This window comes from Pseudoalteromonas sp. UG3-2, assembly GCF_037120705.1.
Taxonomy (GTDB): Bacteria; Pseudomonadota; Gammaproteobacteria; order Enterobacterales; family Alteromonadaceae; genus Pseudoalteromonas.
Genome location: NZ_JAWLJU010000002.1, coordinates 1,260,873 through 1,281,868, shown reverse-complemented (window position 1 = coordinate 1,281,868; position 20,996 = coordinate 1,260,873). Strand labels below are relative to the sequence as shown.

General features: G+C 43.9%; 14 protein-coding genes and 1 pseudogene. 6 read left to right on the top strand and 9 right to left on the bottom strand.

The annotated features are described in order from the left end of the window. Positions 1-515: 515 nt before the first annotated feature. On the top strand, positions 516-3,353 hold the full coding sequence (locus R3P39_RS09065) for a TonB-dependent receptor domain-containing protein (RefSeq protein WP_336567024.1): 2,838 nt from the start codon (positions 516-518) through the stop codon (positions 3,351-3,353). A 420-nt stretch (positions 3,354-3,773) separates the two neighbouring features. On the opposite strand, the pseudogene R3P39_RS09060 reads toward R3P39_RS09065, so the two are convergent. Beyond that, positions 3,774-4,705 (bottom strand): annotated as a pseudogene (locus R3P39_RS09060) (IS3 family transposase); the annotation flags it as partial. Between the two features lie 418 nt (positions 4,706-5,123). Between R3P39_RS09060 and R3P39_RS09055 the strand changes: the two are divergent. Continuing rightward, on the top strand, positions 5,124-8,036 hold the full coding sequence (locus R3P39_RS09055; protein WP_336567023.1) for a TonB-dependent receptor plug domain-containing protein: 2,913 nt from the start codon (positions 5,124-5,126) through the stop codon (positions 8,034-8,036). A gap of 258 nt (positions 8,037-8,294) precedes the next feature. On the opposite strand, the gene R3P39_RS09050 is transcribed toward R3P39_RS09055, so the two are convergent. Next, positions 8,295-10,631 (bottom strand): DEAD/DEAH box helicase, encoded by a 2,337-nt coding sequence (locus tag R3P39_RS09050; protein ID WP_336567021.1) that lies wholly within the window; start codon positions 10,629-10,631, stop codon positions 8,295-8,297. A gap of 109 nt (positions 10,632-10,740) precedes the next feature. Between R3P39_RS09050 and R3P39_RS09045 the strand changes: the two genes are divergently transcribed. Further along, a complete protein-coding gene (locus R3P39_RS09045; protein ID WP_336567020.1) occupies positions 10,741-11,568 on the top strand; it encodes a M90 family metallopeptidase in 828 nt (275 codons plus the stop codon). A gap of 65 nt (positions 11,569-11,633) precedes the next feature. Here R3P39_RS09045 and R3P39_RS09040 read toward each other — a convergent pair whose 3' ends face one another. The 5 genes from R3P39_RS09040 to R3P39_RS09020 form a co-directional block, all read right to left on the bottom strand. Then, positions 11,634-13,433 carry a DEAD/DEAH box helicase gene (locus R3P39_RS09040; RefSeq protein ID WP_336567019.1) on the bottom strand — a complete coding sequence of 600 codons (1,800 nt, stop codon included), beginning with the start codon at positions 13,431-13,433 and terminating at the stop codon, positions 11,634-11,636. Between the two features lie 130 nt (positions 13,434-13,563). Continuing rightward, the gene (locus tag R3P39_RS09035) at positions 13,564-13,827 is read right to left on the bottom strand and encodes a GrxA family glutaredoxin (protein ID WP_336567018.1); all 264 of its coding nucleotides are present in this window, start codon (positions 13,825-13,827) and stop codon (positions 13,564-13,566) included. A gap of 104 nt (positions 13,828-13,931) precedes the next feature. After that, the gene (locus R3P39_RS09030) at positions 13,932-14,210 is read right to left on the bottom strand and encodes a peptidylprolyl isomerase (RefSeq protein ID WP_336567017.1); all 279 of its coding nucleotides are present in this window, start codon (positions 14,208-14,210) and stop codon (positions 13,932-13,934) included. 82 nt (positions 14,211-14,292) lie between these two features. Further along, positions 14,293-14,775 (bottom strand): TlpA family protein disulfide reductase, encoded by a 483-nt coding sequence (locus R3P39_RS09025; RefSeq protein ID WP_336567015.1) that lies wholly within the window; start codon positions 14,773-14,775, stop codon positions 14,293-14,295. Positions 14,776-14,870: 95 nt separating this feature from the next. Then, positions 14,871-16,592 carry a lysophospholipid acyltransferase family protein gene (locus R3P39_RS09020; RefSeq protein WP_336567014.1) on the bottom strand — a complete coding sequence of 574 codons (1,722 nt, stop codon included), beginning with the start codon at positions 16,590-16,592 and terminating at the stop codon, positions 14,871-14,873. Positions 16,593-16,707: 115 nt separating this feature from the next. Here R3P39_RS09020 and R3P39_RS09015 point away from each other — a divergent pair, with 115 nt between their 5' ends. Both R3P39_RS09015 and R3P39_RS09010 read left to right on the top strand, forming a co-directional pair. Continuing rightward, complete coding sequence (locus tag R3P39_RS09015; protein ID WP_336567013.1) at positions 16,708-17,634, top strand: 2-hydroxyacid dehydrogenase; 927 nt, start codon at positions 16,708-16,710, stop codon at positions 17,632-17,634. Between the two features lie 326 nt (positions 17,635-17,960). Beyond that, positions 17,961-18,095, top strand: coding sequence for a hypothetical protein (locus R3P39_RS09010; RefSeq protein ID WP_336567012.1), 135 nt, complete (start codon positions 17,961-17,963; stop codon positions 18,093-18,095). Positions 18,096-18,124: 29 nt separating this feature from the next. Here the strand turns inward: R3P39_RS09010 and smrA are convergent, their stop codons facing one another. After that, positions 18,125-18,706: a DNA endonuclease SmrA gene (smrA, locus tag R3P39_RS09005; protein WP_336567011.1), complete on the bottom strand. Its 582-nt coding sequence runs from the start codon at positions 18,704-18,706 to the stop codon at positions 18,125-18,127. A 70-nt stretch (positions 18,707-18,776) separates the two neighbouring features. Then, positions 18,777-19,016: a hypothetical protein gene (locus tag R3P39_RS09000; protein WP_336567010.1), complete on the bottom strand. Its 240-nt coding sequence runs from the start codon at positions 19,014-19,016 to the stop codon at positions 18,777-18,779. Positions 19,017-19,379: 363 nt separating this feature from the next. Here R3P39_RS09000 and R3P39_RS08995 point away from each other — a divergent pair, with 363 nt between their 5' ends. Beyond that, positions 19,380-20,990 carry a diacylglycerol kinase family protein gene (locus R3P39_RS08995; protein WP_336567008.1) on the top strand — a complete coding sequence of 537 codons (1,611 nt, stop codon included), beginning with the start codon at positions 19,380-19,382 and terminating at the stop codon, positions 20,988-20,990. Positions 20,991-20,996: the final 6 nt, after the last annotated feature.

Here is a 20,996-nt window from a genome sequence, read left to right as displayed (position 1 = left end):
CTTATTAGTTAAGAAACAAAAGTAAGTAAGAGAATAACCATATACAAGAAAATACTAGTCAATTTCTGACTGGCTGATACTAGGCTGGTCTGCCCATTTTTTTCGTTCGTCCCCTCATTTGGTAATTGCAAAAAATTAAACTTATGGACTCTATGGTATTACCAGTTGTTGTTGTGCTTGTCGGTACAAGCTTTAGCGTTGATTGGGTGTTAGGGTGATTTGTGTTAAATTTTTGTTTGTTTTAGGTGTTTGTTTTGTTTGTATTTTTTCTTGGTTTTGTCTGAGGTACAGTGCTGAGTTTATTATTTTTTTGGCTTTATTTAGTTTAAACAATGCTTTATGTGCTAGCTCCAGTTTCTGGAAGGGGTAATTGCAATTAGTGGGATAATAAAGCTTGATTGTTGCGTGTCTTGGTGCTTATCATATTGCGCAAATGTTGCCGGATGAGGTGGTTTTAGGCAGCTTAATAATAATTTATACAAACCACTTACAATAAATAATTCAGGGTGATTAATATGATGAATAATAAGTTAACCAGTGCTGTGCGCTTAGCGTTAGCATTTGGTGGAGCCAGTGCTGCAATTTTCGCAAATAATGCCATTGCTGAAGAGGAAGGAGCAGAAAGCGTAGAGCGTATACAGGTTACTGGCTCGCGTATCAAGCGAACAGATATAGAAACTACCGTTCCAATTACCTCAATTGGTCGAACTGACATTGTTCAAATGGGGGCATTAAACGTAGCCGATGTTTTAAACCAAAGCCCAGTCACCATTGCGGGCTCGGATCAGTCGAACTCAGCCTTCACAACATCTGGCGTTGGTTTGAATACAACTTCATTACGAAACCTTGGTGAGAGTCGTACTCTGGTACTGGTTAATGGTCGTCGTTTTGTTTCTGGTGTATCTCCATCTTCTGGGTATGCCGTAGACTTGAACTCGATCCCAACGTCAATGATCGAGCGTATTGATATTCTAAAAAGTGCGTCTTCAGCTGTTTATGGCTCTGATGCTGTAGCTGGTGTAGTGAATATTATTCTACGTGACGAATTTGAAGGCGTTGAGCTAAACGCACAGACAGGTATCTCTGAAGAGTCAGATCGTGAAAAGTATACACTAAACTTGACAGGTGGTAATGCTTGGAACACTGGTAGTGTTACCGTCGCTATTGGTTATGATGATGATAAAGGTCTGAAATCAACAGATCGTGAGTTCTCTGCAGTGGATAGAGCTGTACTACTAGATGAGAGTGGCAATGAGTACATTGGCGATGTACTATCATCTTACCCACCTCAAGGTCGCGTAGGTGGCTACAATGCTGACGGTACTGATTTTACTGGTGAAGACCGCTTCAACCGTGCCTCATACCGCCAGTTAGTGACTCCACTAGAGCGTAAGTATGCAGCTGTCAACTTTAGACAAGAAATCAGTGATGACTTATCTATGTTTGCTGAGGCAAATTGGAACTCTTCTAAAACCTATGACTCAACGATTGAGCCAACTCCATTTAGCATTGGCGATGTTTTCTTAAATGATCGTGGTGGTACAGGTGGTATTAAGCTTGGTAACCCTCTAGTTCCGCAATTGCTACGTGATAAATTAATTCAAGATTCAATTGATAATCCAGATGCTGATACGTTAACACTTGATGATAACATTCCAGGACTGGTTCGTCGTATGGTTGAGTTTGGCGCGCGTTCTACTGACTTGGAGCGTGACACAATTCGTATCGCAACGGGTGTAAATTGGTTTATTAACGATGACTGGTCACTCGAAACTTACGTTTCTTGGGGTAAAACAGACCAACGCCAAGAAAACGGCGGTCAGGTGAATATTGAGCGTGCAGCTCAGGCATTTAATGTTGAAGTAAATGCAGAAACGGGCGCGCTGCAGTGTGTAGACGAGCAAGCACGTCTTCAAGGCTGTGTGCCATTAGACCTATTTGGTGCCGGTACTATCACAGATGAAGCTGTAGACTACGTGCGTGTGCCTGCAAAAGTATTTGGTCAAACAGAGCAGTTTGTTGTAGCTTCAACGTTAGTGGGCACGCTTCCTGTAGAGCTTCAAGGTGGTAATATTGGCGTTGCTTTCGGTGCTGAACATCGTTTAGAGAAAGGGATATTCCAACCAGGTGACCTTGCTCAAACAGGTGCATCAAGCACGAACCGTTCACTACCAACTGATGGCAGCTTCTATACTAACGATTATTATGCAGAAGCTATTCTCCCTGTAATGGATAACTTAGAAGTTGACCTTGCAGCACGTTATTCTGACCATGAAATTGTTGGTGGCCAGACTACTTGGAATGTAGGCGTTCAGTACAGCCCTATCGACTCGTTAAAGTTGCGTGCATCAGCTGCAACAGCTATCAGAACGCCTAACATCGCTGACTTGTTCGGTGGTCGAGGTCAAACATTTGCTGGTGTAACGGATCCTTGTAGTGGTGTTAAAGCATCAGATACTGGCAATGTTGCAACAAACTGTTTATCAATCCCTGAGGTTGCAGCGCGTGTTGCTCGTGACGGTGAATTTGTCTTAACACAAACTGAGTCACAAAGTACTGGTGGTTTCATCGGTGGTTTTGAAGGTGTTCAGGAAGAAACTTCAGATTCATATAGTTTAGGTGCTATTTGGCAAGTTACTGATAACTTTTCGATGACAGTTGACTACTACGATATCACAGTTGAAGATGCAATTTCGACTACGTCTCGTACAACTGTACTGAACCGTTGTTTCGATGTTGCTGCTTCTGCTTTTGACCCAACATGTGGCGGTAATGCAAAACGTGACGAGAATGGTGCATTATTCGAGGTTAACTCAGGCACTAGTAACGAGAACAACCTTTACACTTCTGGTCTAGACATCGAGCTTAATTACAACTACGAGACCAAGTACGGTGACTTCAATGCTCAGCTTCTTTGGAACCATATTTCAAAGTTTGATGAAGAAGGTATCGAGAGTGGTGAAGTTGTTGAGAGAGCAGGTGAAATCTTTACACCAGATAACCGTGCTAACCTTAATGTAGGTTGGGCTAAAGATGACTTAAATGTTTCATGGCGCATGAGATATTGGGAAAGTTCATTGGATAGCGCTGACGGCGGTAACTTTAACTTCACTAACTTCAATGGGTTAGAAGAGTACAATGTATACCCTTCAGCCGTTTATCACGATTTAGCGGCAACGTATCACGTGTCAGACAACACGGAAGTTACATTTAACATTCGTAACTTGTTTGACAAGGAGCCAGCCATTGCACCACAAGGTACTTCAGCTGGCGGTACAGGTATCAATACCGTATCTGAAGCTTACGATGTAACGGGTCGTTACTTCCAGTTAAGCTTAACTACTAAGTTTTAAAAATATTTAATCATCAAAAGCCAGCCCTTATTAAGGCTGGCTTTTTTATTTTGGTAAAAAGTAGACTTTCTAGTTATTTTCCCTTCTATGTATTTCTGACAGCTCACTTACTATTCGATTTTAATTATGACTATATAGGCACCGGCTAGATAGCGTTGAAATCTTGTTTAAAAAAATAGCGCCTAATGATCTTTCGTAAAGCAACTAAGTGCCTGAAATACATGCGATTAATAAGGGCCGCATTAAAAGTAAGAAACAAAAAGTTCTTAGTATTAAAGGATTTCACTGTCAGTGGTTCTTGAAGTTGTGTAGATAGTAACAAGTAAAGAAGCAGTTACAGTTTGTTTGGTCAGCGCAAGATACTTGCATATTAGAGCATAAGTGAAAATATTGTGTAACAGTGAGCTTTTTAGAAGCTCATTATGTCCACCTTGAATAACACTCGTCTAAACTAGAGCTTGCCAACTTAGTGCGGTAAATCGCCGGAGGCAAGTTACCAAGACTTTCGTGTGTTCTTTCTTCGTTGTAATCTAAACGCCAGAACCAAGCCATATCTCTCACTTGATTGATGCTTTCAAACAAGTACGCATTTAAAAACTCCCTTCTAAATGAGCCATCAAAACGCTCTATAAAAGCATTCTGCTGCGGCTTTCCTGCTTCTATATAGGCGAGTTCTATATCTCGCTCATGACACCAATCTGTTAGTTTATTTGAAAATGGTTGACTTCGATAGGTAGTCCGTTATCCACGCGAATTTGTGCCGGTAAACGTCCACGCTCTAACTCTAACTGCTCTAAGACACGGATAATTCGCGCAGCTGGGAGCGATGTACCCACTTCTATAGCCAAGCACTCTCGTGTTGCTTCATCAAGCACATTTAAGGTTCTAAACCGTTTTCCGCAATAGAGTGTGTCGTGGGTAAAATCCAGTGCCCATTGGTAGTTCACCTCATTCTTAACCTCAAGTGGTTGCGGCTCCCGCTGTGGCAATTTACGCTTAGTTCTACGTCTTAAATTCAAACCCATTAAACAATACACACGGTAAATACGCTTATGGTTAAACGGATACCCTTTAAATTTTATTCTGCCCACACACTTCCAGAAGCCAGCTTGTGGTGACTTTTCAAGTACCTCTTTAATCGCATTAATGACAGCAGCGTCTGCATAACGCCAGTCCCGCTCTGGGCGGTAATAGGTTGAACGGCTGCCCTACAAATGAGCATGACTTTACAACGCTCAGGCCAGCTTCAACCAAGGTGCTTACGCAACTACGCCGGTCTACTGTCACCAGCCCTTTTTTGCAAAGAGCTCCGTAATCGCATTATTTTCTAGGCTGACTTCAGCATACATCTTTAAACGTGATTTTTTCATAGTTAGTCTCCTGCTTTAATGATTGCAGAAAACTCCAATTATGCATGTCTCATTTTATGGGAAGGTGACAATTAGTCATGTGATGCTAAACGTTCTTCTGTATCTTTGGTTGGCTTCGATAAAATTAAGCAATAGATAAAAGAATGAAATTATTTGTGAACTTTATATAGTTTGTGTAACCAACTGTATTGTATGGGTAAAAAAGTTCTGGCAAGAAGTTTTTACCGTTTTATTCGCTTGAATTCTAGAGGCACGTATTGACTCTATGTTGGTACTGAAAGTAGTATTGTCTCCCATGTGGAACATTGTTGTTATAAAAGGTACTCTGTATTTGAAGCTAACCTTATGATAAACAATGTTTTCTGCATTTTTTACATAAAAATAAAATCAGGGAGAAATCATGTTAAACAATAAAATAAGCAAAGCGGTCCGATTAGCGATTGCTTTTGGAGCTGCATCAACTGCGGTGCTATCTAGCACAGCAGCGTCAGCTGAAGAACAACAAGCAGAGGGTGAGGGCGTTGAGCGCATTCAAGTTACAGGTTCGCGTATTAAGCGTTTCTCTGAAGTTGCGCCTACTCCAGTAACTACTATCACTGGTATTGAATTGGAAAATGCAGGCATAACTAACGTTGCTGATCTGCTTCAAAAGCTTCCATCATCAGGTGTTGGTTCAGCCCCAACTACAACTGTAAACTCTATATTCGGAGCTGGTATTAACACTACTGATCTACGTCAACTAGGCGCAGGTCGTACACTTGTACTAGTTAATGGACGCCGTTATGTTGGTGCATCTGTTGATAATCCAGCAGTTGATCTGAACGGTATCCCAACAGAAATGATCGAGCGCATGGACGTAGTTCACGGCGGTGCATCAGCTGTTTATGGTTCTGATGCTGTAGCTGGTGTTGTGAATATCATTTTAAAGAAATCTCAAGACACCATCGACTTTAACTACAAAAAGTCTATCCCAGAACAAAGCGGCGGTGAATCTGAATTTTTCTCATTCACTTTCGGTGATGAAGGTGATAAAACAAGCTTTATTACCAGCTTATCTTATTCTGAAAAAGAACAGCTAGCTGCAGAACAACGTGACTTCCTGCGTAATCCAGTAACTACTTTACGTAACCCTGATAATGAATCAGATGAAGATGGTTTACCTGAGCGTGTATTAGCTGAAGGAAAGTGGGCCGAGTATGGTGGTCTGCAAACTTTAGGTATTTATGACCGTGCAGGTGACGCGTTCTTACCTGGTGGTCACTATGTATTCGGTGACAATGGTGAATTAATGCCGTTTGCGACAGGCGGTGGCCCACAACCTGCGCCAAACAGTCAGTCTCGTTACTTTGGTGATGAATTTGCTAACGGTTATAAGTTTATTGAACACGACTATCTAGCGACACCTCTAAGACGTTTTAACGTATTTACAAACGTGGTTAATAACTACCATGATGATCACTCTTTAAACTTCGAGATTTCATTCTCAAAAGCAAGTGCATTTTCAGAAAGTAGCCCAATCTTCTTAGCCGATTCTATTCGTGCTGACAATGCATTTTGGCACCCAGATGCAAAAGCGCAGTTTGCGGATGCAGGCTATGCTGATAGTGATACAATCACAATTTATAAGCTGGCTCAAGGCTTTGGAAACCGTAAATACGAAGATGATAGAACGTCACTCAACACTACTCTTTCATTCCAAGGGGTTCTGTTAGAAGATTACGATTATGAGGTCTATTTCAGCTACGGTCGTAACAAGAACGATACAGTTTGGAACGGCGAATTCTTAGAAGAAAATTACTACAACGCTATCGACGCAGTAATGATTGATGGTGTTGCACGTTGTGCTAACCGTGATGAAGAAGGCAACCTATTAGGTGCTCTAGAGGGCTGTCAACCACTTAGCCTATTTGGCTTAAATGGCGCTTCACAAGAAGCAATCGATTACGTCACAACGTCGGCGTCAATTTCGAAAGTAAAACAACAACAAGTAATTGGTGGTGTTGTTTCTGGCTATGCATTTGAGTTGCCAGCAGGTGGTGTGTCATTTGCACTGAGTGCTGAACACCGTAAAGAAACTGGTTCAAATGAGCCAGGAGCAGCGATGCAAAATAACCTTGTGTTTGGTAACTTTGTATACGGTTGGGAAGGTTCTTTTACCGTAGATGAAATAGGTTTAGAAACTTCAATCCCTCTTGTTGCCGACGCTCCATTTGTTGATTCATTAACTTTAGAGCTTGCAGCAAGATACATGGACTATTCATCTGTTGGTGACAACGTCGCATGGAAAGTTGGCTTTAACTATGCTGTGAATGACCAATTACGTTTCCGCGGTACTAAGTCGCAGTCGGTTCGTGCTCCATCACTATCTCAAATACATGCTGCAGGTACTCAGTCATTTGGTAGTTACGGCGATCCATGTGACCAAGTTCGAATTGCAACGGCAGACGATGATAAAAAAGCAAATATCATTGCAAACTGTAAGGCTGAAGGTATTCCTAACCCAGGTCCATTAGAGTCAAACTGGAGACCATCTGAGGACTGGCGTAATGTTACTCCTCCAAGTGTTAACTCGGGCAACCCTCAGCTTAAAGAAGAGACATCTGACGATACTTTATTTGGTTTAATCTACACACCAACAGATGACTTGTCGTTGATTGTTGACTATTGGAGCTTTGATGTAGAAGATGCAATTGCATCGTTAGGTCCGCAGCGTGTAGTAGATGATTGTTATCAGGCTTCAAGCATTGATAATCCATCATGTGCTCTAGTTGACCGTGACCCTGCAACTAAAGACATTTTGATTGTACGCAATGCACCATACAACCTAGCTTCATATGCACTTAAAGGTGTTGATATTGAATCAACTTACAACTATGAAACAGAGTTTGGTTCATTCAATCTTCGCCTACTTGCTACATACTTAGAGCACCGTGAGTTCAATACTGACGTAGCAAATGAAGAGTACGAGTTTGATCCAACTGTAGGTGAAATTGAATACCCACGTTGGCAAGGTAACTTGACGCTTGGTTATACATATGATGACTTGTATGTAGGTCTGATTGGTAAATATCGTCATGCAACAGTTCAGGATAGAAAGTGGACACCTGAGAAAAACAACTACAATGAAGTTTCTTCTTATACTGAGTGGACATTAAATGCCCGCTACACAGTAAATGAAATGATTGAAGTTCGTGCCGGTGTTGCTAATCTGTTTGATGTTGAGCCACCAAGAAACCCTTTCACATATGATGAGGGTGAGTTCTTTGATGTATACGGCCGTAGTCTTAATTTAGGTCTTAATATTAGATTCTAAAATACTTAAGATATACAGGGCTAGCTTATGCTAGCCCTTTTTTATACATTTAGTACCTGCTCAATTTTAGGGTGTAGGTATGACGCTAACAGCGTCAGAAGCTTATTATTTAGTATAACTAAACAGCAAACTCTTGCCTTGACTAAATAGACCTTGGTGGGAGCGGTGTTATTGAGCAAATTTTCTTGCCTCAAATAGACCACATAATTAAGCGAATTGGTATTATTTTATTTTTAATGCTTGTATATTCGAACTTATTCAGCTCACATCGACCACTTTACTCGCCTTACGATACCGAATAGCATAGCCAGGCCAGGCTGGTAATTCCCACCTTTTTGGAATTCCATTTTTATTGCCGCTTAAAAAGGTGAGCTCAACTCTGCGGCCTTTAAAGTGATAGTTAACCTCCATCGTCAGCTCTGAGGTAGCCCAAGTTAATGGAAACTTCTCAATAAAAGGCTGCATTTTCCAATCTTCTAATTCACTGAATAGTAAGTCCTCTTGATCTATAAGTTCGATATCTTCATAGGACTCAATGCCAAGGCTGCTAAGTCTGTCATGAAGAAAGCAGTCTAAGTTGGGCACGGGTAGATCAATGCTGTGGTATTGATAGTATAGAGACGTGTAGCTTATTGCCGTTTGAATTCGTTCTGCTAACCTTGGGAAAATAGTTTCGTTTTTGATTAGTAATACTAGGCCTGCAATGGTTTGCTCAATAGTTAATAATGGTCGACATTCTTTGCCTAATATTTCGCCGCTAAAGTGGGTTATAATCTCCCCCCAAAGCTCACCGTCGTCTAAATATGCTGAATCTAACGTCTTATTACCAAAGCCTATTTTAAGTAGTTGTTTTTTACTTAAAGGCGCGTTGCACAGCGCTAAGGTTTTGGCTTGTTTGGTACCTTTTCCAGCAAGGGCAAAGGTATCCAACACCAATAAAGCGTCGGCTTGCTCTGATGCTCTTGTCTCTTTTGCCAATATCACTTCCACATGGGTGTTATTAAAACCATTACGGCGATTGTGTTTGTTAATATACACCCAGTGCGGCATGTATTTCGCGATGGCCACTATCAAGGCATGATAATCATAGCTGGCAGCCTGTTGCAATGGCGGTAAAGAAAAGGCGTCACGTAATTGCTGGCTAAACTGTTTCGCTTCGCTGATGGCGTCAGAGTCGATACTGAGCAGGTCGCCCATTTGCCCTCTGATGGCAGCAATCGCCACCTCAATATCGCTGCCATGGGGTAAGCGTTTGGCAAGTTGGCTAATACGCTCGACGTCCCTAGGAAGTTGATAGACTTTCGCCTGCACCGATAACACGGCGATGAGGTCTATCGCCGCTTGGCGTAAGGTGTTGCTAGGCAGTTTACTGATGAGGTAGCCATATTCATAGTCTATTGGCAGCGGATAAAGTTGCTTGCCAAGTGCTGTGGCGAGGCCTTGGTCATCGATTGCTTGTAAGTGCTGCAGCTGTGAGACGGCTTTTTCTAATGATGCGGTGGGCAGGGGATCTATAAACTCCAGAGAATGGACTCCTTTGGCTGCACAGCCAGATGCTAACACCAGCTCCATCAGAGATTCTCGTTGGATCTCCGGTGGCGTGGTGGCATCAAGGGGCGCATGCTGGCCATATAAGCGAATACAAATGCCCGATTGCGTTCTACCTGCGCGGCCAAGGCGTTGTTTTGCCGAATCTCGAGCGATAGCATCAAGACCAAGTACGGTTTTGCCGAGGCGCAAATGAGTACGGCGCTCAAGACCTGAGTCGATAACACAGGTGATATTGGGAATGGTCAGCGAAGTTTCAGCGACGTTGGTGGCTAATATAATGCGCCGTTGTGGCTGCTTTGTTAACGCAAGCGTTTGGGCTTGGGCGCTGCAGCCGCTATAAAGACCAATGGCCATGGCATCGAGCTTGTTAAGTGCCGCTAAGCATGCTTGAATTTCCGCTTTACCTGGCAAAAACACTAAAATGTCCCCAGTCGAGGTTTGCAACGCTTGCTGGCATGCGAACAAAACTCGTTCTGGTAACTGCTCTTTGCTTGGCATTGCCCGTGGGTCGGGTGCCAGATGCAGCTCTGTCACAGCATAGAGTTGACCTTGAGACTCTAATATCGGCGCGGATAAATACGCTGCTAATCGTTGCGCGTTTAATGTCGCCGAAGTCACAATCAGTTTGTGCTGATGCTGTTGTTTCAGCAGTGCTAATAGCAAGTCCATGTCCCAACGGCGCTCATGAAATTCGTCGAGCATGATGACGTCAAACTGCTGAAGTTGATCCTCAAAAAACCAGCGCAATGCCACACCTGGGGTGGCGTAGATGATGTCGGTGGTCGCTGAGCATTGTGTGGTAAAGCGAATGGCGTATCCTATTTTTTCACCCACCTTGGACTGACATTGCTGAGCTACAAACTCAGACAGCGAAGTACAGGCTATTCTTCTTGGTTCAATCACCAATACACGACCCTGTTTGCTCGCCCACAGTGGTAACTGGGTCGATTTACCCGATCCGGTGGCGGCGCAAACCACCACGGCACTTTGCTGTGTTAAGGTCTGACTAAATTCATCTTTTATGGCATCAATGGGTAACTGCATAGGAACAACACCAGGGTCTTTTTCGGCGATGATAGCAAATTTGAGCTTGAAAATATTTGTCGATGCTCCAATTTATACAACATGTATTAATGAATAAGGGCCTAAAGCCGTGATAGAAGTAGTGCTTATTTTAGGCCTAATCCTATTTATTGCCTTGTACTGGAACTTTTCCTTGCTACAACACAAGTGGTGGCAAAGAAAATATCTGCAACACACTCTGAGCACAATGGATAAGCAGGTGTTGCTAAAATACATGCCTATTTACCGCAATATGACCGATGCCGATAGAGCGCAGCTAGAAAAGCACATAGTGTGGTTTCTAGGGGAAAAGCAGGTGCTGGGGCGAGATGGCTTAAGAGTGACCCGAGCAATGCAGGTGATCATTGCCGCCGATGCTTGCTTATTGGTACTCAAGCAAGCTTGGCCGCTCTATCCCAATGTTAAAGAGGTACTGCTTTACCCCAGCAGTTATTATGCCCCACAAACTTCTCGTGATGCAGCCGGTTTGGTCAGCTTTCACCAAGCTGTGCGACAAGGTGAGTCATGGCCTGGTGGTACTTTGGTGCTGAGCTGGCATGATGTTTTAGAAGGAAACCGTCTCCCAGAAGACGGTCATAACTTAGTATTCCATGAGTTTGCCCATCAGCTTGACCAACAAACCGGGAACACCAATGGCACTCCTTTGTTGCCTAAAGGCATGAGCTATAAAGAGTGGTGGCGGGTGTTAGCGAAGGCCTATCAGCAACTAAAAATGCAACTTTCTTATAATATGCCACACGTGATCCACTCCTATGGCGCCACCAACGAAGCGGAGTTTTTTGCGGTGGTGACCGAAACCTTTATAGAAAAGCCCGCGGCACTTAAGCAAGAGAACCCTGAGCTATTTAACCTGCTGCATGCTTATTACGGATTTAATCCGTTAGACTGGCAGCGCTAGGCTGAGTGAATAGCCATAAAAAAGGCCGCTTCAATGAAGCGGCCTTTTCAAGCGAATGGCTTTAATTACGAAAAGCTAATTTCTTTTCGTTCACGTCTTTCTCTTCTTTGACCTTCAGGGCGACGTTTGTCACCGCCACTGCGAGGGTCTTTGAAGCTGCGTTTACGCTCACGAGAATCGCCGCCTCGAGAGTCTCCGCCACGTGCCTGATCGGCAGGGTGGGTGCTCTTCGACATATTCATTGGGCGCTGACAAATGTGGACACTCTTAAAGTGTGACAACGTATCTGCCGGCATGTTTTGTGGTAGTTGTACCGTACTGTGTTCATTGAACAAGCGGATTTCACCAATAAACTTGCTAGAGATATCAGCCTCATTGGCAATGGCACCAACAATGTTTTTCACTTGCACACCGTGGTCACGACCCACTTCGATACGGTAAGTATCCATTGGGCCTGCAGCACGGTCACGGCTACGAGGTTTGCGCTCGCCACGGTTGCCATCGCGTTCACGACGTTCACCGCGCTCTTTACGATCGCGCTGCTGCAGCTTAATTTCTTCCACTTTTAATGGTGTTTGCTGCTGTGCTAGGCAAAGTAGTGCAGCGGCCAAATCTTCCTGAGATAGCTCGAGCTTTTCACCTAAACCAGCGGCTACTTTGCTAAAGAACTCAATGTCTTTGTGCTCTAATGCTGCAGCAAGTTTGGTTTCTAGTGCGCCAATGCGTTTTTCTTCTACAATTTTCGCACTCGGCAGTTCAACCTGAGCAATATCAGAGCGAGTGTGACGCATGATATTTTTCAGTAGGTAGCGCTCATTGTTCTTAACAAACAAAATCGCTTTACCTTGACGACCAGCACGACCTGTACGGCCAATACGGTGGACATAGGCTTCACTGTCTTGTGGGATATCATAGTTAACCACTAGGCTCAAACGTTCAACGTCAAGGCCACGGGCTGCAACGTCGGTTGCAATAACAATATCAAGCAGACCATTTTTCAAGCGGTCAACGGTGCGTTCACGTGCTTGTTGGTTCATGTCACCATTAAGCGGTGCGGCTGAGAAGCCTTCGCGCTCTAACAGCTCAGCAAGCTGAACGGTATCGTTACGTGTACGTACAAACACGATGGCGCCATCGTAATCTTCCGCTTCTAAGAAGCGTACGATCGCTTTGTTTTTGTGTGCAGTTGCACGCCAGTAAACTTGCTCGATCGTCGATACAGTAGAGTTACGCGGCGTGATTTTAACTTGCTCAGCGTTATCTAAATATTTATTACAGATTGACTGGATCTGCTTAGGCATGGTTGCCGAGAACAAACAAGTTTGCTTCTCTTCAGGGGTTTTTTCCATGATGCTTTCAACATCATCGATAAAGCCCATGCGTAGCATTTCATCTGCTTCATCAAGTACAAGTGCATTTAACCCTGAAAGGTCAATGGTCTTGCGGTTGATATGGTCAATTAAACGCCCCGGTGTTGCCACAATAATTTGGGCACCACGGCGTAGAGCACTCAGCTGAATGCCGTAGCTTTGACCACCATAAAGCGCTAACACTTCAACGCCTTTTGTATATTTAGCATATTGCTGAAATGCTTCAGCAACTTGAATAGCTAGCTCACGCGTTGGCGTAAGCACAAGGATCTGTGGTTGTTTAACGGATGCGTCTATTTGGTTTAACAATGGCAGTGCAAATGCTGCCGTTTTACCTGTACCCGTCTGCGCTAGTCCCAGTACGTCTTTTCTTTCTAGCAATAACGGTATACATTGAGCTTGGATCTCAGAAGGTGTTTTATATCCTTGCTCTTCGACTGCTTTTAAAATTGCAGGTGAAAGGTCTAAAGATTCAAACGTGACTGGTTCTGACATTAATGCGCCTCAACTATTTTAAAGAGGCGCGAATTGTACAGGAAAGATAAAACAAAAGCTTGCATAAATTCAGACTATTTTATATGTGCCTGATATTGGTTAAAATTTAACCTGCACAATTTTAGTGAATTTACTGGTAAAGGCCTAGATTGGCTTTTGCGTAGGCTTCAAATTCGGTAAAACCGCCAATGTGATCTTGGTCGATAAAAATTTGTGGCACAGTTGGGCAAGGTTTGCCAGCCGATTGCTCTAGGTCCGCTTTCGACACCCCTTCTTTAATGATATCAACATAGCGGTAATTAAAGTCATCACGTTCTGTCTTTAGACGTTCAGCAACTTCTTTAGCACGAACGCAAAATGGGCAGCCATCTCGGCCAAAAATTACAGTAAACATAACAATCCTCTTTTCATCACTTTAAGCTAATGTATGCCAGTATAGTGACATTTAATATCAGGTAAATCTAATTAAAAAGATGGTCGCAATCGAGAAATGCGATGTTAGCTACGATAGACCGTTTTTATTAGGTGATAGCCAAACTTAGTTTTCACCGGACCATGCACCTCGAACAGTGGCTTTTTAAACACCACATCGTCGAAAGCTTTGACCATGTCGCCTTTGTTAAATTCACCAAGATCGCCACCGCGTTTTTTCGAGGGGCATGTAGAGTGCTGCTTCGCCAGCTTGCCAAAATCACCGCCTTTGGCAAGTTTCGCTTTAATGGCTAAACATTCTTTTTCGGTTTTTACCAAAATATGGTACGCGCAAGCCTTGGGCATGACTTTTCCTTTATAGAAACTTAAAGATGCGATCATGCCGAGGCCGCTGGTGCAAATCAAGCAAAATTAGCACACGGTAGCGCTACAATCGTGCCCGGATCCCAAGCTCTGTTGAATAGCCTATGGCGCGCTGAGTGATCTTCATCTCTTCATCTATAACGTAATAGGTAGGAAATCCGCTTACTTTGTAGTGTTGTGCTGTGGTGCGGTTACCCATTAAGACTGGCATGGCGAGCTCTAAATCGGCAACAAAATCGGTTACGGCTTGTGTTGAGCTGTAATCTAAGGCGATGGCAACCGCATTCACTTTGCCCTGTTGATAAAGCTTATCGATGTTAGGCATGCTGAGACGACAAACGCTGCACCATGGGGCAAAGAAGTAGATGACCGTTTGTTGACCTTTTAACTGAGTAGAGGAAAAAGTTTGCTTACTGTTATGCACAGGGAGATGAAAAAAGGGGGCGGTTTGTTCTCCTGAGTCCGGCAGCATGTTCCGTTGCTGATAGCTGGACACCGCGAAAAACACCATGGCAATAATAGCAATTTGACCAATAAGCTTGAGCATGAGTAAGAGAGCCTCAGATTAGCAATGTACAAATGAATAAGACCGCAGTGTAGCGGTCTTTATTGCACTCAAGCAACCAAGCTGGGGTTTAGCGACTAATTAAAGCGGTTTTCACCTAAATAGCGCTTCGCTTTTTGCGGTTTGAGTTTAGCTAGGTCAACTAACACCAAGCCATCAATACAGTTATTAAAGTCTGGGTCGATACTAAAGCTTAAAAAGTTAACGCCTTGCTCCTCACACAATTCAGTGTATTGCTTAAATAGGGTCGGCACTTGAGCGCCCATGTGAGCGAGAATGTGCTTCAGCTCGGCAAAGTCTTCTTTTACGTCGTCGCCCTGAAAGCGTTGTTTAAACCGTGTCAGTTGATCCTTACTGAGCTTCATTTCATTGTTTGGTGTGGCCAGGCCCTGTAAGTTAGAAAAATAGTGCTGGTAGTGGTACACCAACATGGCTTTTGCTTCATCAGGTAAGGCATTAGAGAGGCTTACAGCGCCAAACAGGTAACGGTGCTCTGGGTAGCGTTTTACAAAGGCGCCAATGCCATACCACAAGTAGTCGAGGCTTTTGCGTCCCCAATACTTGGGTTGCACAAAGCTGCGGCCTAACTCTATACCACGCTCAAAATAGGGCGTCATGGCATCGCTGTAGCTAAATAAACTGTCGGTATACAGTCCGGCTTGACCGTGCTCAGCAATAACCTGTTTGGCACTGGCCAGGCGATAAGCTCCAACTAGCTCAAGCTGTTTAGCATCCCATAGCAATAGGTGATGGTAATGCATATCGTACTTATCTATGTCACGGCGATGGCCGCTGCCTTCACCGACAGCCCGAAAAGCAATTTCTCTCATTCGGCCCAGCTCACGAAAAATCACCGAACTGCCAGTGTATTGATAAACATATATATGCATACCATCTGGCGTTTCACCAATGCACTCACACTGCTCGATGGCACTTTTTAAGGCTTTGCGGCATTCGGGCACGGCGATGGGCGTCTGCGTTTTTAGCGGCAGTGTTTTTTTACTGGCCAGGCGGTATAGCTGTTTTCTGATCAGCGCCACAATCTCTTTGTCTTTAAGATTGTCAATTAAATACGACTCTGGCGGAATGCTGGCGCCGATTTCAAATTCCAGCGACTTTTGCCGTTGTTTAAACATCTCTTTTACCAGCAGCAAGCTAGCCAAAGGTTTATAAATCATACTGGTGCCATAAAACAGCGGGCTATTTTTGGCTTTAATGTAAATGGGCAAAATAGGGCAGTTGGCTTTTTTGGCCATTCTTAAAAAACCAGAGTTCCATTTACAATCTTTAATCCCTGTGGGCCCGAGTCGCGACACCTCACCAGCCGGAAATATCAATAGCGCGCCTTCGGATTTTAAATGCTTATGGATATTGGCTAATTCTTGTTTTTTACTGGCGCTTGAGAGGTTATCAACCGGCAATAATAAAGGATGCATTGGGGTGACCGACATCAGCATGCGATTAGCGACCACTTTTAAATCTGGGCGCACTTGCGCCAGGACTTTTATGAGCGCTAATGCATCCAGCGAGCCAATCGGGTGGTTCGCCACAATCACCACCGGCCCTTCGCTGGGAATGTGCTCGATTTGTTTGGGCTTAAAGCGGGCATCAAAGTCCAGTTCGTCTAACACTTGTTCAACGAATTCGAGCCCTTGTAAATGGGGGTAGGTATCGGCAAAAGCGACAAACTCTTGTTCGTGCAAAAGATAACCCAAGCCCTTTTTAACTAAGCCTTTTACCTTGGGAGAGTTTTCAAGTTGTGGAAGATTTGCTTCAATGACTTTATCTACACTAATCATTTTGTTCACCTGTTGGCGTTTTTTGCAAGGTTAGAAACTCTTAATGACAAACACGTTGCACTGTTATGTCATTTACTTTGCAATTTTGCGGGCATGGGTAAGTTGAGGAATTTTTATGGCGTTACTGGTATGTGTTTGCAATCGCAATAATGACAAATTAATGGCAGCTTTGCGCGCCGCTTTACCGCAAGAAACCATTTTGGAATGGCCGTTGCAGGATGAGGAAATGCTCACTCAAGTTGAGTTTATTTTGGCGTGGAATGCGCCCTCGTCACTGTGGCCAAAGTGTCCCAACTTAAAAGTGGTGCATTCATTTGGGGCTGGGGTGGATGGCATTCCAGTTAATCTATTGCCAGAGCATGTCGAAGTGGCTCGGATAGTTGACCCGTGTTTAGCTGACGATATGGCGCAGTACGTTTTGGGTCATATTTTAAATCATAAACTGCGAGTGCAGCAGTATCGTCAGCAGCAATCAGAGCAAGTGTGGCGACCAAAGCGAGCAAGGCCTGGGCATTGTGTCGGGATTATGGGCATGGGCCAGCTCGGCCAAGCCGTTGCGGCACAATTACTAAGCAATAAATTTACCCTTAAGGGCTGGTCACGCAGTGAGAAAAGTATTGCTGGGGTAGATCATTACCATGGCCGCGATGCTTTGCTTGCTTTTTTGTCTGATCTTGATTACTTGGTCTGTCTATTGCCGTTAACAGCAGATACTCGTGGCATGTTAAATGCTGAAGTGTTTGCCGCACTGCCAGAACATAGCGTGATCATTAATGTTGCCAGAGGAGCTCACCTCGATGAAGCGGCACTGTTGCGTGCGTTGGATCAGGGCTGTCTTGGTGGCGCGGTATTGGATGTCTTTGCAAAGGAGCCGTTACCTGAACAGAGCCCCTTGTGGCGTCACCCCAAAGTAACCATAACCCCCCACGTTGCCGCACTGACCAGTTTGAGTACTGCCACAGAGCAAATTGTCATAAATTACGAGCGAATGAAGCGGCAACAAGCCTTGCGCCACGTCATTGATAAAAGCGCCGGATATTAAGCTTTATACCAATCCGTATTAATACTTGCTCAATTTGAGGGAGCAAATTCGCCGCTAACGGCGTTAAAAATTTCTCATTTAGAGCAACTAAATAGCAAAATTTTTGCTTTGCCTATATGGATGTAGGTACCAGGGCGATAGCAGGACGCGGGAGCGGGGTTATCGACAGAATTTTCTTGCTTCAAATGGACCGCTTAATTAAGCGAATTGGTATTAATCGCGGATTTTTATGAGGTACTGGTTAAAACACTGTATAAAAAAACATCTTGAGAGTTACTGAACGATGCATTAATTTAACAAAAAAACAATAATAAAAGGTCGGTCAAATGAAGCATAATCAAGGTGGCGCTAAACTATCTCTCGTTGTCGTTTCGGTTATTGTTTTGGGAGTGTCTGCGTGGTTTAACCAAGCTAATGCAGCAACAACTCAGGGGTCGACAGAAATTGTAAATACGCAATAAGCCAAACAATAAGTTTGGCTTTATTGTTTTCAGCGCTTGGCATGGCGCTCGCGGTTTTCATGTTTCTTTTCTTCGCTTTTTCTTAATAATACATAGGTAGAGCCACTACCACCGTGACAACTCAGTGCTGAATGAAAAGCCAGTACTTGGGGCATTTCCTGCAGCCACTTGTTGCTATAGCTTTTTAGTACCGCAGGAAAGGGCTTGCTCTTTAGTCCAATACCATGGCGCAGCAGCAATACCCGAATACTGCGACTGTGGCAGTCTACAATAAAGTCGAACAACGCCTTGCGTGCCTCTAAAAAGGGTTTGCCATGTAGGTCTAAGGTGGCGTCAATTTGATATTTACCAAGCCGTAGGTTTTTGAATACTCCCTCTTGCACGCCACTTTTCTTAAAAGACAGCAAGTCATATGGGTCGAGTAGCTCAACGTATTCGGTTGATAGGTAATTGGCATCGAATTCCAGCTCTTGCTCAGCGGCTTGGCGCTTGGCCAACTGTGCGAGCGTAGGCTCGGTTTTTTTTCTTTGCAGTTCTGCTTTGCTGTCTTGGGCTAGGGGGGTAACGTCGCCCATTGAGGCTAAAAATAACTCTTCGTCGGTCATGGCCATACTGCTTCTCCACTCACAAGCAATGATGACCATGATTTTAGCGTAAGGATTTGGATAAAGAAACTATTGCCTAGTGAACTTCCAAATGGCCAAAGGTATACACTTTAAATAGATAAAATGTATTAATTAAAATTAAGCTTAAATTTGAAATAACACTAGTATTCATCAGATCGAGACTAAACGAGATAAAAAGTACGCTACATGCGCACACAGCTGCCCCTCTTAGAAGCATTTTATGATTAATAAAAAAGGCGCCAAAACCCAAAGCTAATAGTACTAAGTTAAGTAGCCAGTCGAGCTCGTTTGTCATTGTCTGTTTGGTTCTCCAAATGTGCTGAAAGAATCGGCATTATGGTGTTTAATTAGGCCATATTCAAGCAATAAAAATTATGATTTTGACATTAGAAAAATTTATGGATTAATGGTGGCTGAATAAATATGTATATGCTTCTGCATAACTGTGTAGCGACACCTTTATTGGTTTCGGCTATAGTTGTAAGCAGAGCAAGTTTGTTTATACTAGATTACTGAAAATAAAAGAACTATTACTCTTGTCAGCAGAGATTAAGCAACCCATGTCTATACTGATCGATCTGCAAGCTTAGTCATACCGCGCTATTTTTATAGCGCGCGTTACAGCAATAGACTGCAAAAAAAATTTAAGGATCAGCAAATGAAAATGCTCAAGTACTATCTACTCGCCACGGTTTTATTGGCGGTGTTAACCTTTTACAGTATTGGCTCGTGGTTAATGCTGCCTCTCGCTTGGTTTACCCTGTCATTGGGGCTGGTCACTTTTGCTTACGCAACAAACAATCCGGGCATTTTTAGAAAACATGGCACGGGGAAAATCCCTTGGTATAGCACCTGGTTGTTTTGGCCCTACTTAGGCGGGTCGCATTTGTATAATGCCATTGAACGAGGCCGTGATGTAGTGGATGCATTTCAACCGCTTACGGAAGACTTATTTGTTGCTTGCCGCTTGTTCCCAAGTGATGTTGATATGTTAAAGGCGGAAGGCATTGAGGCTATTTTGGATGTCACCGCCGAATTTGATGGTCTGAACTGGTCAGCAGAGCAACAGCAGCTGCATTATCTCAATATCCCAGTCTTGGATCACCAAACACCAACCCCAGAGCAGCTAGCCCATGGCATGGCGTGGATTGCGGCGCAGCATGAACTAGGGCGTAAAGTTGTGGTGCACTGTGCTTTAGGGCGTGGTCGCTCGGTGTTCTTTTGCACGGCCTACTTATTGGCTACTCACCCTGAGTATAACGTTCGCCAAGCGCTGGAGAAAATTCAAAACCGTCGCGAAACAGCCAGATTAAATAAGCAGCAGTTAAAAGGGTTAACGAAATTACATCAAAGCGAAAACTTTACCCATGCTGATGACGCGGTGTTAGTCATCAATCCTGTGGCGGGTGGCGGTAAATGGGCACAACACGAAAATGAAATTATTGGTATTCTCAGCGAGCGGTATAAGTTGCATATTTATTTTACTGAAGCCGATACCGATGTTGCGGCACTCGCAAAAGAAAAGTTAGCGCAGCATCAAGCAAAAGTCGTGATTGCTGGTGGTGGCGATGGCACCTTGGCCGATGTCGCCCATGGCATCAATGAGCAAGCCGTCTTGTTTGGTATTTTACCATTAGGTACCGCCAACTCGTTAGCCACGGTATTGCTTGGACCGATGTCAAAGGTAGAGCCTGTAGAGCGTGCATGTGAAGCCATTTTAGCAGGTAAAAGTAAGTCCATTGATATTATGGACTGCAATGGCCAAACCGCCTTACTGGTGATGGCCGTTGGTTTTGGTCATGAAATGATTGAGCACGCAGATCGCGAAGAAAAGAACAGCTCTGGGCAGTTAGCCTATTTACGTGGCTTATGGCAGGCCGTAAGTGAAAACAAACCACTGCAAGTGGATGTCGAACTTGATGGCGAAGCCATTGACACTGTTGAATGCGTCAGCCTGGTGGTTGCCAATGCAGCTCCTAAAACCACTTTATTAGCACAAGGAGAAGGCGAACCTATTTATGATGACGGTAAATTAGACATTACTATTTTGCCCTATGATGCTGAAAACAATCAAAGCCTATCCGTTACTGAGCTTATCTTACCCAAAGGGATGATAAAATCTGATAAAGTAGTCACTCATCAATGTCAGCAATTAAAGCTAACGTTTAAGCAGCAGCAACACTTTGCCCTTGATGGTGAGGTCATGAGCGCTAAAAGCATTGAAATCTGTAATCAAATGCATGCATTGAAAGTGCTGGTACCGGCTTAGCCAGTC